The organism is Bradyrhizobium sp. CCGUVB14, assembly GCF_024199935.1.
Taxonomy (GTDB): domain Bacteria; phylum Pseudomonadota; class Alphaproteobacteria; order Rhizobiales; family Xanthobacteraceae; genus Bradyrhizobium.
This window is the reverse complement of sequence record NZ_JANADS010000001.1, coordinates 8828809-8844118: the sequence shown is the minus strand read 5'-3', so window position 1 is coordinate 8844118 and position 15310 is coordinate 8828809. Positions and strand designations below refer to the sequence as shown.

At 63.8% G+C, this 15310-nt stretch carries 18 protein-coding genes; 5 read left to right on the top strand and 13 right to left on the bottom strand.

Annotated elements, in window-relative coordinates; translation table 11 throughout:
- Positions 1-65: 65 nt before the first annotated feature.
- The 5 genes from prmB to uvrC form a co-directional block, all read right to left on the bottom strand.
- Positions 66-1025 (bottom strand): 50S ribosomal protein L3 N(5)-glutamine methyltransferase, encoded by a 960-nt coding sequence (gene prmB, locus NLM32_RS41395; RefSeq protein WP_254134401.1) that lies wholly within the window; start codon positions 1023-1025, stop codon positions 66-68.
- Entirely contained in the window at positions 1025-1507 is a 483-nt protein-coding gene (locus NLM32_RS41390) for a molybdenum cofactor biosynthesis protein MoaE (protein ID WP_254134400.1), read from the bottom strand. The genes prmB and NLM32_RS41390 overlap by 1 nt, the downstream gene beginning before the upstream one ends.
- Before the next feature lie 3 nt (positions 1508-1510).
- Positions 1511-1762, bottom strand: a complete 252-nt coding sequence (moaD, locus tag NLM32_RS41385; RefSeq protein WP_254134399.1) for a molybdopterin converting factor subunit 1 — start codon at positions 1760-1762, stop codon at positions 1511-1513.
- Positions 1759-2376 carry a CDP-diacylglycerol--glycerol-3-phosphate 3-phosphatidyltransferase gene (gene pgsA, locus NLM32_RS41380; protein ID WP_254134398.1) on the bottom strand — a complete coding sequence of 206 codons (618 nt, stop codon included), beginning with the start codon at positions 2374-2376 and terminating at the stop codon, positions 1759-1761. The genes moaD and pgsA overlap by 4 nt, the downstream gene beginning before the upstream one ends.
- Positions 2377-2470: 94 nt before the next feature.
- On the bottom strand, positions 2471-4543 hold the full coding sequence (gene uvrC / locus NLM32_RS41375; RefSeq protein WP_254134397.1) for an excinuclease ABC subunit UvrC: 2073 nt from the start codon (positions 4541-4543) through the stop codon (positions 2471-2473).
- Between the two features lie 252 nt (positions 4544-4795).
- Here uvrC and NLM32_RS41370 point away from each other — a divergent pair, with 252 nt between their 5' ends.
- Entirely contained in the window at positions 4796-5419 is a 624-nt protein-coding gene (locus NLM32_RS41370; RefSeq protein ID WP_254134396.1) for an outer membrane protein, read from the top strand.
- An 87-nt stretch (positions 5420-5506) separates the two neighbouring features.
- Here the strand turns inward: NLM32_RS41370 and NLM32_RS41365 are convergent, their stop codons facing one another.
- From NLM32_RS41365 to NLM32_RS41345, 5 genes are all read right to left on the bottom strand, one after another.
- Positions 5507-5722, bottom strand: a complete 216-nt coding sequence (locus tag NLM32_RS41365; protein ID WP_027534220.1) for a cold-shock protein — start codon at positions 5720-5722, stop codon at positions 5507-5509.
- A 252-nt stretch (positions 5723-5974) separates the two neighbouring features.
- Positions 5975-6835, bottom strand: coding sequence for a 23S rRNA (adenine(2030)-N(6))-methyltransferase RlmJ (locus tag NLM32_RS41360; protein WP_254134395.1), 861 nt, complete (start codon positions 6833-6835; stop codon positions 5975-5977).
- 54 nt (positions 6836-6889) lie between these two features.
- Positions 6890-7603, bottom strand: a complete 714-nt coding sequence (locus NLM32_RS41355) for a ribonuclease T2 (protein WP_254134394.1) — start codon at positions 7601-7603, stop codon at positions 6890-6892.
- A 46-nt stretch (positions 7604-7649) separates the two neighbouring features.
- Positions 7650-8795 (bottom strand): IS630 family transposase, encoded by a 1146-nt coding sequence (locus tag NLM32_RS41350; protein ID WP_254128614.1) that lies wholly within the window; start codon positions 8793-8795, stop codon positions 7650-7652.
- A 204-nt stretch (positions 8796-8999) separates the two neighbouring features.
- On the bottom strand, positions 9000-9464 hold the full coding sequence (locus tag NLM32_RS41345; protein ID WP_254134393.1) for a hypothetical protein: 465 nt from the start codon (positions 9462-9464) through the stop codon (positions 9000-9002).
- Between the two features lie 182 nt (positions 9465-9646).
- Here NLM32_RS41345 and NLM32_RS41340 point away from each other — a divergent pair, with 182 nt between their 5' ends.
- A complete protein-coding gene (locus tag NLM32_RS41340; RefSeq protein WP_254134392.1) occupies positions 9647-9946 on the top strand; it encodes a hypothetical protein in 300 nt (99 codons plus the stop codon).
- 56 nt (positions 9947-10002) lie between these two features.
- Positions 10003-10533 carry a DUF3617 family protein gene (locus NLM32_RS41335; protein ID WP_254134391.1) on the top strand — a complete coding sequence of 177 codons (531 nt, stop codon included), beginning with the start codon at positions 10003-10005 and terminating at the stop codon, positions 10531-10533.
- Positions 10534-10548: 15 nt separating this feature from the next.
- Here NLM32_RS41335 and NLM32_RS41330 read toward each other — a convergent pair whose 3' ends face one another.
- Genes NLM32_RS41330 through NLM32_RS41320 form a run of 3 tightly spaced genes read right to left on the bottom strand, consistent with a single transcriptional unit; the run spans position 10549 to position 13221 of the window.
- Entirely contained in the window at positions 10549-11934 is a 1386-nt protein-coding gene (locus NLM32_RS41330) for an ATP-binding protein (protein ID WP_254134390.1), read from the bottom strand.
- A 19-nt stretch (positions 11935-11953) separates the two neighbouring features.
- A complete protein-coding gene (locus NLM32_RS41325; protein WP_027534227.1) occupies positions 11954-12685 on the bottom strand; it encodes a response regulator in 732 nt (243 codons plus the stop codon).
- The gene (locus NLM32_RS41320) at positions 12682-13221 is read right to left on the bottom strand and encodes a MarR family winged helix-turn-helix transcriptional regulator (RefSeq protein WP_254134389.1); all 540 of its coding nucleotides are present in this window, start codon (positions 13219-13221) and stop codon (positions 12682-12684) included. Before NLM32_RS41320 ends, NLM32_RS41325 begins: the two co-directional genes overlap by 4 nt.
- A gap of 338 nt (positions 13222-13559) precedes the next feature.
- On the opposite strand from NLM32_RS41320, the gene NLM32_RS41315 reads away from it, so the two are divergent.
- Both NLM32_RS41315 and NLM32_RS41310 read left to right on the top strand, forming a co-directional pair.
- Positions 13560-14642, top strand: coding sequence for a branched-chain amino acid aminotransferase (locus NLM32_RS41315; protein ID WP_254134388.1), 1083 nt, complete (start codon positions 13560-13562; stop codon positions 14640-14642).
- 100 nt (positions 14643-14742) lie between these two features.
- Complete coding sequence (locus NLM32_RS41310; protein WP_254134387.1) at positions 14743-15267, top strand: YegJ family protein; 525 nt, start codon at positions 14743-14745, stop codon at positions 15265-15267.
- The last annotated feature ends 43 nt before the right edge of the window (positions 15268-15310 follow it).

Sequence of the window (15310 nt, the reverse complement as noted above, 5' to 3'; positions counted from 1 at the left end):
TTGGTCGGGGGATGAACGTGGCGGAATTTGACTTGTTCCGCCGGAGCGGGCCTGCGCGTGGCGGATCAGCCGAGATCGGCTGCCGCGATCCAGAACACCTCGCCCTCGGAATCTTCCGTGTCGAGCCAGAGCAGCGGCAGTTCCGGAAAGGCCTCGTCGACCAGCTCGCGGCCGCGGCCGATCTCGCAAAGCAGGCCGCCATCGGGCGTGAGATGGTTGGGCGCTTCGTGCAGGATACGGCGGACCACGTCGAGGCCGTCCAGGCCGCCGTCGAAGGCAAGCTTCGGCTCGGCCCGGCATTCCGGCGGCAAGGCCGCCATGCCTTCCGCGTCGACGTAGGGCGGATTGGTGATGATCAGATCATATTTGTTGGCGCCGAGCGGCGCGAACAGATCGCCCCGATGCAGCGTGATCCGCTCATCCAGCCCATGTTCCCCGACATTGCGCGCGGCGACTTCGAGCGCGCCCTTGGAGATGTCGACGGCATCGACCATGGCATTCGGGAAATGATAGGCGCCGAGGATCGCAAGACATCCCGATCCCGTGCAGAGATCGAGCACGCGCTCGACGGCCGTGGGATCGTCGATCAGCGACCCCGCTTCGCCGTCGCCGCCGAAATGCGAATCCAGCAGCTCGCCGATGAAGGAGCGCGGAACGATGACGCGCTCATCGACATAGAAGGGCAGGCCGCGCATATAGATCTTGTTGACCAGATAGGCCGTCGGTTTGCGTGTGGTCACGCGCCGATGGATCAGGTCGAGCAGGGTCTTGGCTTCCGCGGCGGTGACGCGGGCATGCGCAAAGCTCTCGAACTGATCGGGATGCAGATGCAGGGCCTCGCAGACCAGGAAGGCGGCTTCGGCGACCGGATCGGTCGTGCCGTGGGCGAAGGCGAGTTTTGCCTCGACGAAACGGCTGATTGCATAGCGGACGAAATCGAGCAGCGTCAGCAACTCGCCACGGCCGACCTTCGCGAGTTTCGGCGCGGCGCGGCTTCGCGCGGGCTTCTTGGATGCTTTTGCCATCAGGATTTGGTCCAGCGTGCAGCAGCCTCGTCGTCACGGGCGTGGGCCTCGACCCAGCCGGTGCCGGTGGCGCTCTCTTCCTTCTTCCAGAACGGTGCGCTGGTCTTGAGATAATCCATCAGGAACTCGGCCGCCTCGAACGCCGCCCTTCGGTGTTGCGAGGCGGTGAGCACCAGCACGATGTTCTGGCCGGGCATGAACCGCCCGACGCGATGGATGACCGTGACGCCGTTGAGCGGCCAGCGGGAAATGGCCTCGTCGACGTGGCGCTTGATTTCTTCCTCGGCCATATCAGGATAATGTTCGAGCGTGAGCGCCGCGATCTTCGAACTGTCCTCGTCGGCGCGACAGATGCCGGAGAAGCTGACGACCGCACCGATATCGGTGCGGCTCTCGGTCAGGAGCGCGATCTCGCGCGCGATGTCGAAATCGTCTTCCTGGATGCGGATGGCAACGGGGCAGGTGGTGACGGGGGAAGTCATGGCCTAGCCGCCGGTCATCGGCGGGAAGAATGCGATCTCGCGGGCGCCCGCGATCGCGGCGTCGGCCTTGACGTGGGCGTGGTCGATCGCGGTGCGGATCACCGTCGGCTTCTCGAACGCATAGGCGTAAGCCTCGCTTTGACCGGATAGCCAGGCGATCAGCTCCTCGACGGTGCGCACCGTCGCGGGCGGCTCGATCGTCTCCTCGGCCTTGCCGACGCGCTCGCGCACCCAGGCGAAGTATTTTATCTTCATCCCTCATCCTCCTTGATGAGGTGATGGATGCCGGCGCGGAAATAGTCGTAGCCGGTGTACATGGTCAGGATCGCCGAGGCCCACAGCAGGATGAGGCCGATCAGCGAGACCATGGGGACGACCTCATCGCCGGCCGGGCCGGCGAGCAGGAAGCCGATGGCGACGAGCTGGACCGTGGTCTTCCATTTGGCGAGCTTGGTCACGGGCACGCTGACACGCAGCGCGGCGAGATATTCGCGCAGACCAGACACCAGGATCTCGCGGCACAGGATCACGATGGCGGCCCACAGCGACCAGCCATGGATGATCCCGTCGGCGGCCAGCATCAGCAGGCAGGAGGCGACCAGCAGCTTGTCGGCGATCGGGTCGAGCATCCGGCCGAACGCCGATTGCTGATTCCAGATCCGCGCGTAATAGCCGTCGAGATAATCCGTCACCGCGGCGCCGATGAAGATCGCGACCGCGACCCAGCGCAGCCACAGCGGGTAGTCCATGATGGACTGCGCATAGATGCATCCGACCACGACCGGGATCGCGGCGATCCGGCCATAGGTCAGGATGTTCGGGAGGGACATCGCGCGGCTGGTGGTCCCTCGTGTCGTGGCGATGTTCATCCGTCCTACCAATACCGCTCGAGCCTGAAGGTCAACCGTCCGTCCCCAATTGGGGTGCGGGATGCGACGACCATATGACTACAGCCCCTTTAGTTCACCCCGGCTGGGGATGGAAATAGTCGAATATCCTGCGGGCGCTCTCGGCGCTCACCCCAGGAACCTTGCCGAGATCGGCGATCGAGGCGCGTTCGATCTCCTTCAGGGTTCCGAAATGGTGCAGCAAGGCACGTTTGCGTGACGGGCCGATGCCCGGAATTTCCTGCAAACCGGCCTCGCGAATGTCCTTCTTGCGCAGCTTGCGGTGCGAGCCGATGACGAAGCGGTGGGCCTCGTCCCGCAGGCGCTGGATGAAATAGAGCACGGGGTCGCGCGGCTCCAGCTTGATCGCCTCGCGCTCCGGCATGAACAGGGTCTCGCGGCCGGCATCCCGGTCCGGCCCCTTGGCGACCGACATCAGCGACACCTGGGTCAGGCCGAGATTGGTGAAGATCTCCCGGACGGCGTTGAGCTGGCCGCGGCCGCCGTCGATGATGACGAGGTCGGGCCATTGCGGGAAGTCGTCGTCCTTGGCTTTGGCCGCGCCCTCTTCAGGCGGGTTGATCAGGCGCTTGAAGCGGCGCTCCAGCACCTCGCGCATCATGGCGAAGTCGTCGCCCGGCGTGATCCCTTCCGACTTGATGTTGAACTTGCGGTACTGGTTTTTGACGAAGCCATCGGGGCCCGCGACGATCATGGCGCCGACCGCATTGGTGCCCTGGATGTGGCTGTTGTCGTAGACCTCGATGCGCTTGGGCGGATGCGGCAGGCTCAGCGTCGTGGCCATGGCGTCGAGCAGGCGGCTCTGGGTCGCGGTATCCGCGAGCTTGCGGCCGAGCGCCTCGCGCGCATTGGTCAGCGCGTGGGTGACGAGCTCCTTCTTCTCGCCGCGCTTGGGCGCGACGACCTCGACCTTGTGGCCGGCCTTGATCGACAGCGCATTGGCGAGAAGCTCCATCTCCTCGATCTCGTGCGAGAGCAGGATGCTCTTCGGCGGCGGCTTGTCGTCGTAGAACTGGGCGAGGAAGGAGCCCAGCACTTCCTCCGGCGTGAAGGTCTTTTCCGCGCGCGGAAAATAGGCGCGGTTGCCCCAGTTCTGGCCGGTGCGGAAGAAGAACACTTCGACGCAGGAGAAGCCGCCTTCCTGATGGATGGCGAACACGTCGGCTTCTTCCACCGTGCGCGGATTGATGCCCTGCTGCGACTGGATCGCCGACAGCGCGGCGAGGCGATCACGATAGAGCGCCGCGCTCTCGAATTCGAGCTCGCCGGAGGCCTTCTCCATTTCGCCTGCGAGCTCCTGCTTCACCGCCTGGCTCTTGCCGGACAGGAAGTCGGTCGCCTCGCGCACCAACGTGGTGTAGCCGGGAAAGTCGATCTCGCGGGTGCAGGGGCCGGCGCAGCGGCGGATCTGGTAGAGCAGGCAGGGCCGGGTGCGGCTCTCGAAGAAGGAATCCGTGCAAGAGCGGATCAGGAATGCGCGCTGCAAGGCGGTGATGGTGCGGTTGACGGCGCCGGCGGAGGCGAACGGGCCGAAATAGCGTCCGGGGCGGGTCTGCGCGCCGCGATGCTTCAGGATCTGCGGTGCCCAATGGTCGCCGGTGATCAGGATGTAGGGAAACGATTTGTCGTCGCGCAGCTGCACGTTGAAGCGCGGCCGCAGCTGCTTGATGAGGTTGGCCTCCAGCAGCAGCGCCTCGGTCTCGGTCGTGGTCGAGACGATCTCCACGGTCACCGTGGCCGCGATCATGCGCAGGATGCGCGCCGGCAGCGGCGCACTCTGGCGCGCATAGTTGGACAGGCGCTTTTTGACGTTCTTGGCCTTGCCGACATAGAGCACGTCGGCATTCGCACTGAGCATGCGATAGACGCCGGGCGAGGTCGGCGCGAGGCGGACCGCGCGCTCGATCGCCTCGTGACCGGTTGCCAGCGGCTCTTCGCCGATCGCGCCGCTCTCTTCCAGGATATCCGGCAGCCGGCCGTCGTCCTCGTCATCGCCGCCGCTGGTGGCGGGATCGAGGTCGGGCGGCGCTGTCTCGTGCGAAGTCTCCTGGGGCGGGACGTCGGAGCTCGCAGCGCGCGGCGACTTGCGCGCGCGGTCGTCCGGATTGTCGGTGGAATCGTGAACCATGGTGCGAATTTAGGCGCTGGGGGAGCCGATTTGAAGTTCCGGCCGTGCCGCACGCACAGGATGGCGGCGCAGGTCCCGGTAACGCTTCCTTAAGTCTGTTAACAGCGCGGTAACGGGTCTTAACAGCCCTTTAACTTAAAACTCTCGATAAATCTTACGCGAAAAAGTGGTGGTTCCGTAACCATGCGGTCTGGCCTTGCGCGGCGGCGCGGGCATCGCGTCTGGTTGCGGCAAGTTGCGTTGGAGTGTGTGATGAAGAGGCTCGTTGTGGGCGCAGCCGCGTTGGTTGCAGCCGGCTGGACGGCGTCGGCAGAGGCCGCCGATCTCAGTTACGGACAGCGTGCGCCCTATACCGTCAATCAGCCGCTCAATGGCTATAGCTGGGCCGGCCCGTATCTCGGCGCCAATCTCGGCTATGAATGGGGCTCGGTCAGCAACACGTCCGTAAAGCCCTCCGGCTTCGTCGGCGGCGTGCAGGCAGGCTACAATTTCCAGAACGGCCCGTGGGTGTTCGGCGTCGAGGGCGACATCCAGGCGGCAGGCGCCGACGACACTTTCGCGCCGTGGAAGTTCTCCAATCCCTGGTTCGGCACGCTGCGCGGTCGCGCCGGCTATGCCTTCAGCAACGTCCTGGTCTACGGCACCGCCGGCCTCGCTTTCGGCGAGCTGCGTGCGCAGACCTTCGGCTGGACGGAATCGCACACCACCGCCGGCTGGACCGCCGGCGTCGGCGCGGAAGTCGGCTTCGCGCCGAACTGGAGCGCGAAGCTCGAATATCTCTACATCGATCTGTCGTCGAGCCAGTTCGCAATTACAGGCGTGTCAAACGGCTATAGCGCCAGCGTTGTTCGCGCAGGCGTGAACTATCACTTCTGATAGCCAAATAAGAAAATACCGGACAACAGTCTCCCGGCCGCTCGCGGCCGGGACTTTTTTTGCGCCAGGTGTTTTGGGAAAGGTCCGCTACGAAAGGATCACGAGATTGACCGCCTTCGGCCCCTTCCCCTTCTTGTCCGGTTCGACTTCGAAAGTGATACGCTGTCCTTCGGCAAGGTCTTTTAGTCCCGCCCGCTCAACAGCGGTGATGTGAACGAATACATCGCGACCGCCGTCGTCCGGTTTGATAAAACCGTAGCCGCGCTCGCCGTTAAAAAACTTAACTGTTCCCGTATTGGCCATCGGGAAACTCCCCCTCATTGCTCCTCCGTCGCAACGCAGACACGCGTCGCGACATGACCGGGCATCACGAAGCCCGGGAGAGCTGGCCATCCTTGGGCAGACCCTTCGGTCCGACTGGATCTTTCTTAGGCCTTCACTCCGCCGCAACCATTCGCGGAAGCGGAACGTAAAGCCAGTCACGCAAATAGCATAATACGGTTCTTTGCAGATTGACTACCGCTACTGCATATTTTTCCCAAGAATGGCGGCAGCTTAGGGCTTGGGTACCTCTAATCGGAATCTGGCAGCTCCGCCCTGACCGAGCGGCATTTCCAGCTCGGGCAGGATCGTCTTGAGCTCGCTCTGCAGCGTGTAGGGCGGATTGACGATCAAGAGTCCGGTCGAGGTGAGGGCTGCGCCATCAAGCTGTGGTGCAACGCTGAACTCGAGCCGCAGACATTTTCCCGGAGTCTTTGCTGCAACTGCGGTCCGCGCCACGAGTTGCGCCAGCGTGTCGGTGGCGCGGCGGCTCTTGGCGGGATACCAGATTACATAGATACCGGTCGGCCATTTCGCGAAGGCGGTGGAGAAGGCCTCGCCCAGTCTTTCGAACTCGTCTTTCGCCTCAAACGGCGGGTCAATCAGCACGAGCCCGCGCCGCTCCTTCGGCGGTACGAACGCCGGCAGCGCCATCCAGCCGTCGAGATCGACCACGCGGGCCTGTTCGTCGCGCCGCAACACGTCGATCAATGCCTTGCGTGCCTTCGGTTCGAGCTCGCAAGCGACGAGCCGGTCCTGCGGCCGCATCAAACCGCGCGCGATCAAGGGCGAGCCCGGATAGGCCTTGAGCTCGCCCTTCGGATTGAAGGCGCGAACGATATCCATGTACGGCTTGGTCAGTGCGACTGTCTCGTTCGTGAGGCGCGCCTGCATCAGCCGCGCGATCCCCGTCAGCCATTCGCCGCTGCGGCGCGCCTCGTCGCTGTCGAGATCATAGAGACCCGCGCCCGCATGGGTGTCGATGACGCGGAAGGCGGCCGGCTTGTCCTGCAGATAGGTCAGGATGCGCGCCAGCACGATGTGCTTGATGACATCGGCGAAGTTGCCGGCGTGAAAGGCGTGGCGATAGTTCATGCGAAGAGCACTACGCCACGTGAGGGCCTGAGCAAAGAGCTACGACAGCCTGGGCTACCCACCCCTGACCGGCGGCATCGTCACCTGGTCACGGCGGCAGGCGCGACGTTCCATTTCCTCGCAGGCGCGGAATTGCAGATCCTTGCTGAGGCAGATGCGGACCTCGGAGAGCCGGGTGCGATTGCAGGTGACCGAGATGGCTGCATCGCTGAGGCCCGGATTGGCCTTGATGAAGGCCTCTTCCACCTCTCCGGGCGCCACGGTCTTGGCTTGCGACAGGTCGAGATATTCGGCCGGAATCTTGATTGCGGCGCGTGCCTTGCGGATGGTCTCGAAATAATTGCGGCCGTCGAGCCCGGAGCACGTGCCGTGCTTGTCCCACTCGTTGAAGATCAGCCCCGGCGCCGGCATCAAATCGAGCATCGTGGAGACGATGTTGCGGTTCAGCCGCGGTGATGGCCGCTGGCAATATTCGGGGAAGCCGCTCTCATATTGCGGCCACAGCCCGTGCACCACGAAGGAATAGGGCCGGCCCTCACATTGGATATTCGAGCGTCCGCCGCCGCGGCCGCGCTCGGCCGCCTCCGCGCAGAAGGACGGCGACCATGACAGCGACAGCACATAGAAATCGAATTCACCGGGCGCGTTCTGCCGCTTGTCCTGCGCGTTCGCGCCACCGGCCAGCGAGATCAGCCCGGCGGCAAGAATCAGGGGGAGGGTCAGTGAGATCACAAGGCGGGAGAACGAATGCAATCTAAAATGAAACATGGCGACGCCCCTCAACTAGGTCAGCGTTTTCGTGGTTCGAATCATATCAAGCGGCCTCGGCGAGCTTGTAGGACCAGGTGTGGATGACTGGATACCGATTGACGTCGTCGATGCCGGCCATGATACGCTCCTTGAGTTCGTGTTTTGAGGTCACCCGGATGTGGCGCAGGACGGAGCGGGCGAATTTGGAGAAGAAGCCCTCGATGAGGTTGAGCCAGGAGCCGTGCTTGGGCGTGAACGTAAACTCGAAGCGGCCTGCCGGTTGTGTATCGAGCCAGGCTCTGGTTTCTTTCGAGATGTGTGCGGAGTGATTGTCGAGAATCAACTTGATCGCGGTACCGGCCGGATAGGCAGCATCGATAAGTTTGAGGAATTCGATGAACTCGCGGCTGCGGTGGCGGTCTTTGACGAGAGCGTGGACCTTGCCGGTCAGCAGATCGATTCCAGCCAACAAGCTGAGCGTGCCATGACGTCGATACTCAAAATCGCGCGCAAAGGCCGGATAGACGCCTGGCACAGGGGGCAAATCCGGCGCCGTCGTCGCGATCGCCTGGATTCCGGGCTTCTCGTCGTAGGAGACGATCGCCACCCGCTTGCCCGATTTCTTCGACCTGGCTGCGCTCTTCTTCAGGATCTGGACCTCGCGATAGACACACAAGACCTCCGCCATTTTCTGCTCGAACTCGGCATCGCGACGCTCCAGATAGTAGCGCACCTTGTGCGGCTTGATTTCCTCTTGGCCGAGAATCTTGCACACCGTGCCCTGGACCAGGTTGGCAACGCATTGGTGCCCCGCCGACGGGCCATGCTCACGCGCATGGCGTGCCAGCAGCCGCGTCGTCCACAGCTCGTGCGGGTAGCCGTGCTCCTTGGCCTTGTCGCACGCCAAAGACACCAGCCAGGCCTTGGCCTCCGGCGTGATCACCGGCTCCTTGCCCGGTCGCGGTCGGTCGTCGAGTGCCGCCACCGCACCATAGGCTACCGCCCGCTCGACGCAGCGCTGAACCGTCTGATGATGCACACCAAGTCTTCGTCCCACGGCAAAGAACGACGGGTTCTCGCGATAGGCCAGCAGCATTGCTGCCCGTGACACCCGGCTCGCCGGCTCGGTTCGAGACCGCGAAAGAGCCGTCAACGTTTCAATTTCCTTCTCAGTCATCGCCAACTCGACTGCTTGCCGCCATGTCGCCATGATACCAACCCTCGTTCGGACAATCTCAAAACGAGGAATCCACGAACACACTTCCAGTTCCGTGCCGGTTTCATGGAATCGGTCGTCTAGACTGTGCAACAAGCCTAGCAGGCAACAAGAACATTTCAAGAACAAAATTCGGGCGACGGCCAATCGCCTGCTTGATCGGTCCGAATCAGGGACCTTCGGATCAGGGCCTGCGAATCAGGGCTTGGCGGCGCGGCAGGCCGGATTGTAGGCCCAATTGCGATCGAGCCCGACCACGCACCATTCGACGCCTTGGCCGTAACCGGCGAAGCCGCCGTCCTCGATGATCGAGAAGTGCACCTTGCGCACCTTGCCGTCGTTCAGCATGGCCTCGCCGGTGCAGTAGCGGCGCGGAATGTTGTCGGACGCCCAAGGCCGGAACGCGGTCTCATGGACAGCCGCGAAGCCCTCGATCCGCAAAGGCGAATTCCAGAAGGAGCCTTCCTTCTCGGAGAACTGGCTCGCGATCGTCGGCAGCGCCCTGTCGCACTCGGCGACATTGCCGTCATAGCGAGGCCCGCTGAGCCAGAAATTCAGCTCCAGCGGATTGGCGGCCCTGGCCTCACCGAGCGACAACGCTCCGAACATGAGGCCGAGAACGGCGGCAAAACGAAGCGATTTCAGGGAGGTCGAGGCGCGCATGGGCAATCCAGACAGCATGATCTGTGAAGGTGGGACGGTGCCGCGAAGGGCGAGGGAGGTCAAGTGCAGCACGGCAACACTTGGCCAGGAGTTGATCACAACGGCGCCGTCAACCGGCCTTCCGTTCTTTCCACCGCCGCGCCGGCACCGTAAACTGGCGCCAATCAATCGGAGTGACGGGAATGCGAATCATTGCGGCCGCGGGCCTTCTTGCCAGCCTGGTTTTCTCGGTGGCGAGCCAGTCGGCGCAGGCCGACATCTTTCCGGTGCCGCCCTTCAAGGGCAACGACACCGGCGGCATCATCGCCTATTCCATGGCGACGCAGACCGATGCGCGCCAGGTCGCGGTCGACCACTGTGCGCGGTACGGCAAGGTGGTGAAATTCCTCGCAGTGCAGGCCTATGAGGGCGGCTACATCTCGTTCGCCTGCCGTTGGGTGCCCTACGGCGCCGCCGATCGGCCGATCCGCACGCTCTACTGAGGCGTTTTCGGAACGACAAAGGTCACGCCACGACATCTCAGCCGGGAGTCTCTCGCATGACGCGCAAGCTTGCTTTGCTCGGATCAGCCGTTTGCCTCGTGCTGTCGGCGGCGAGCGCCTTCGCCGACGATCTGCCGGTTCGCAAGGCCGGTCTCTGGGAATTGAAGATGGTCAGGACCGGCTCGGCGATGCCGGAAATGACCATGCAGCACTGCACCGACGAGGCTGTCGACAAGGAGATGAACAACAACATCTCGCCGATGGCCAAGCAGGTCTGCTCCAAGCAGGACATCAAGAAGACCGCGACCGGCTATGTCAGCGATTCCGAGTGCAGCGTCGCCGGCATGTCCACGACCTCGCACGCCGAGATCACCGGCGATTTCAATTCGGCCTACACGGTGAAGACCTCGTCGCATGCGCAAGGCGGTGCCGCCGGTGCTGCCGGGCGCGACTCAACCATGACGTTAGAGGCGAAATGGCTCGGCGCCTGCAAGCCCGACCAGAAGCCCGGCGATATCGTGATGCCCGGCGGCTTCAAGATGAACGTCCGCGACGTCGACAAGCTGAAGGCGCTGCTGCCGAAGTAGGCGGGGCTATCGCAGCTACACCGGAATCCGCACGCTCGCTCTTAATCCACCCATCGGGCTGTCGCCCAGCGTGATGTCGCCGCCATGCGAGCGGGCGATGTCGCGGGCGATCGCGAGCCCCAAGCCGGTGCCGCCTTCGTCCTGGTTGCGGGCATTGTCGAGCCGCAGGAACGGTTTGAACACTTCCTCGCGCAGATGGACGGGAATGCCCGGACCATCGTCGTCGACCGTGACGGTGAGATAGCGGTGATCGCGCTGGCCGGAGATGGCGATGGCCTGGCCGTAGCGCGCGGCATTGGTGACGAGGTTGGCGAGGCAGCGCTTGAACGAGGCCGGCTTCACGGTGACCACCGGCAGGCCGCTGAAGGTCACGGTCGCGGTGTGGCCGTGACGTTCGGCATCGCTGCGCAATTCCTCGAGTGCCTGCGCCATGTCGGTCGGCTGCGACTGCTCGCCGGAATCGCCGCGGGCGAAGGCGAGGTAGTCTTCAAGCATCATCGACATCTCGTCGACGTCCTTGCGCATGCCCTCCATCTCGGGACTGTCGCCGATCAGCGCCAGCTCGAGCTTGAAGCGGGTGAGGATGGTGCGCAGATCGTGGCTGACGCCGGCGAGCATCGCGGTGCGCTGCTCCATCGCGCGTTCGATGCGCGACTTCATCTCGAGGAAGGCGCCAGCGGCGCGCCGCACCTCGCGCGCGCCGCGCGGCCTGAAGTTCGGCGCCTCGCGGCCCTTGCCGAAACTTTCGGCGGCGTCGGCAAGCCGCAGGATCGGCTTGATCTGGTTGCGCAGGAACAGCACCGACACGATCAGCAGGATCGACGACGTCCCGACCATCCAGAACAGGAAGATCTCCGAGTTCGAAGCATAGGCGGCGCTGCGCTGCGCGAAGATGCGCATCACGGCATCGTCGACCTGAACGCGGATCTCGACCTGATTGGAATTGCCGACAGTGTCGATCCAGAACGCACGATTGAGCTGCCGTCCCAATTGCACCGAGAGCGTCTGGTCGAGCAGCGAGAAGAACGGCTTTGGTCCGGGCGGTGGCATGTCGCCGGGAGGAAGGAAATCGACCACGAACTGCATGCGTTGGGCGATGCGGCGTAGTTGCGTGTGGTCCTTGTCCTGCGGATATCCCTTGTAGACGTCGACGAGACTGCCGACGTCCTGTGCCACGGCCTGCGACAAGCGCCGCGTCACCGTGTTCCAGTGCCGCTCCATGAACACGAAGGCGACCACGGTCTGCAGGATCACCATCGGGACGATCATGATCAGCAGTGCGCGGGCATAGAGGCCGGTCGGCATCCAGCCCTTGAACGCGTTGCCCATCCAGCCATTGGCGGCGGAGACGCGCCCGGCGGCGCTCTTGAGCAGCGTCAGGCTGGTATCGATCGTGCTCATCGGTCGCGCTTCACTGCTTCTACGGCGAGGCTACCAGCCGGTAGCCGATGCCGCGCACCGCCTGAAGGAACAGCGGATTGGCCGGGTCGGTCTCGATCTTGCGCCGCAGCCGGTTGATCTGCACGTCGACGGCGCGTTCGTTGACGCTGCCATTGCCGGTCAGTGCGCTGCGCGGCACGGTCTCGCCGGGCGTCTCCGAGAGAATGCGCAGCATCTCGCGCTCGCGGTCGGTGAGGTGGATGACCTCCTCGCCCTGGCGCAATTCGCCGCGATCGAGATGATAGACGTAGGGACCGAATGCGATCTTCTCCACCGCAGCGGCCTGGACCGGGGGCGCGGCGCGTTTCAGGATGTTGTTGATGCGCAGCGCCAGCTCGCGCGGCTCGAACGGCTTTGCCACGTAATCGTCGGCGCCGATCTGCAGGCCTTCGATGCGGGCTTCCGCTTCATGGCGCGCCGTCAGCATCACGATCGGCACCGAGGAGGACGTGCGGATGAAGCGGGCGAGATCGAAGCCGGTCTCGCCGGGCATCATGACGTCGAGGATGAGCAGGTCGAAATGCAGGCCCAGAAGCTTTGAGCGCGCATCACCGGCGCTCGAAGCGGTGGTGACGCGATAACCTTCGGCTGCGAGAAAGCGCGACAAGAGATCGCGGATGCGGCGATCGTCGTCGACCAGCAGCAGATGCGGGGCATCGTCGGCCGGTTGCACCGGCGGGCGGGCGAGCGTGGCAGCGAGCGGCACGGTCACTCCTTTGAGTCTTGATTGGTGGCGAAGATCGTCTCCAGCACCTTGTCGGGATCGTCGCGGTCGATCATCGCGCGCAGGAAGCGCTTGACGGTCTCGGCATCCTGCGGCGCCATCTCGGCGAGCGCCTTGGTGATCCGCGTGGTCTGGAGCCCGGCGAGCTTCTGCACCAGTGCTTCGCCCTTCGGCGTTGCATAGAGCAGGCGTTGGCGGCGGTCATTGTCGCCGGTCTTCTGCACGATGTAGCCCTCGTCCAGGAGCTGCTTGAGCACCCGGCCGAGCGACTGTTTTGTGATGCGCAGGACATCGAGCAGGTCGGCGACCTTCAGGCCCGGATAGCGATAGACGAAGTGCATGACCCGGTGATGGGCCCGGCCGAAGCCGAACGCCTCCAGCTCCTGGTCGGGATCGCCGACGAAATCGCGATAGGCGAAAAACAGCAGCTCGATGATATCCCAGCGCAAATTGCCTCCATCGTCTGCCGCCGGCCGTGGCTCGGCAGCGTCTTGAGAGGGAGTCGCGAAATTTATGTCAGGCATATTGACGTATCTTGGGTTCAATGTTACAAAACGATCAGCCCGCACGAAATTTTAGATCGTTTCGTGCCGGGCGGCATTTCTAACAGCGGCCGGAGTAAGCCAGACAGGCAGCGACGGCCGGATCAGATCTACCGTGCGATTGTCGAGCGGCATTTCGGCAAAACATACTGGACTTCCGCCTTCCGCAAAAGCATGTCCTCGGACGACATGCTGGCCACGGAAACCGGCCGTAACAAGGCTGGCGGTGGTTCGGCCAGAAACCACATCAAGCCAGCCGGGTCCGATTACGGGCGGGCGGGCGCCAGAAAGCGCCGCTACCGGCAGCGGGAGGCAAGGACATGAGCATGAAATTCGACATCCAGCCCGCATCCAATCCCACTCCTGAGAAGGACCGGGTCGCCAAGCTGGTCGACCCCGGCTTCGGACGCGTCTTCACCGATCACATGGCGATCGTCCGCTACAACCAGGCCAAGGGTGGCTGGTACGAGGCGAAAATCGAGGCGCGCGCCAACTTCCAGATGGATCCGGCCGGCGCGGTCTTGCACTACGCCCAGGAAATCTTCGAAGGCCTCAAGGCCTACAAGCGCGACGACGGTGGCGTGAACCTGTTCCGTCCCGACGCCAATGCGCGCCGCTTCAAGGACTCCGCCGATCGCATGGCGATGGCGCAGATCCCCGAGGACGTCTTCATCGAGGCGGTCGAGCAGGTCGTGCGGATCGATCGCGCCTGGATGCCGGGCGGCGAGGGCAGCCTTTATCTGCGTCCCTTCATGATCGCGAGCGAGACTTTCCTCGGCGTGAAGCCGTCGTCGGAATACATCTTTGCAGTGATCGCTTCGCCGGTCGGCTCTTATTTCAAGGGTGGCCCCGCGCCGGTCTCGATCTGGGTCTCCGAGAATTACACGCGCGCAGCGATCGGCGGCACCGGCGCCGTCAAATGCGGCGGCAATTACGCGGCGAGCCTGCGTGCGCAGGCCGAAGCGATCCAGCACGGCTGCGACCAGGTCGTGTTCCTCGATGCGGTCGAGCGCAAATACATCGAGGAGCTCGGCGGCATGAACGTGTTCTTCGTGTTCGACGACGGCTCGCTCTCAACGCCGCCGCTCGGCACCATCCTGCCCGGCATCACCCGCGACTCCATCATCGCGCTGGCCCGCGATGCCGGAAAGACCGTGCGCGAGGAGCCGTATTCGCTCGACCAGTGGCGCAAGGATGCGGCCTCCGGCAGGCTGAAGGAGGCGTTTGCCTGCGGCACCGCGGCCGTGATCTCGCCGATCGGCAAGGTGCGTTCGGTGAGCGGTGATTTCGAGATCAGCGGCGGCGCCGCCGGCCCCGTCGCCATGGGCCTGCGCAAGCAGCTCGTCGACATCCAGTACGGCCGCACCAACGATCCGCACAACTGGATCCGTAAGGTGCTTTGATTGCCTCTCCTCCTCCCCGCTTGCGGGGAGGGGGCCGGCCGCGGTGAACGCACTGCCTTGCCCGCGCGACAAAGCCCAAGACCATTTGGACATCGCGATCATGGCTTCCGCTCCTTCCCAACCCCTGAGATGGGCCGTGCTCATCGCCGTCATGGGCGGCACGATCTACGGCATTCTCACCATCGGCACGAAGCGTGAGGTCCTGGCCGAGGATCGTTCGCCCGTCGTTGATGTGCGCACGGCCGACATGGAGATGAACGCCGCGATCCTGCGCGCCCGCGACACGCTGCCCACCTTCTGGGCTTCCTACGACGCACCAAAACCGTCCGAGACAGGGCACTCGCTCAAAGTGCGCTTTCCGACCCGCAAGGGCGCCGAGCACATCTGGATGGCCGAGGTGACGAAGCGGCCGGATGGTTCCTATTCGGGCCACTTCGCCAATGAGCCGCGTGATCTGCCGGGCAAGCACTCAGGCGACCAGGTCCAGTTCGCACAAGGCGACATTTCGGACTGGATGTTCATGCGCAACGGCAAGATCGTCGGCGGCGAAACCATCAAGCCGCTGCTCAAATCCATGCCGAAGGCCGACGCCGACGCGCTCCGGGCGCGGATGGAGCAGCCGTAGGGCCAGCCGGCAGTTGCCGCATCGCGCGTCGGCTGGTAAACGC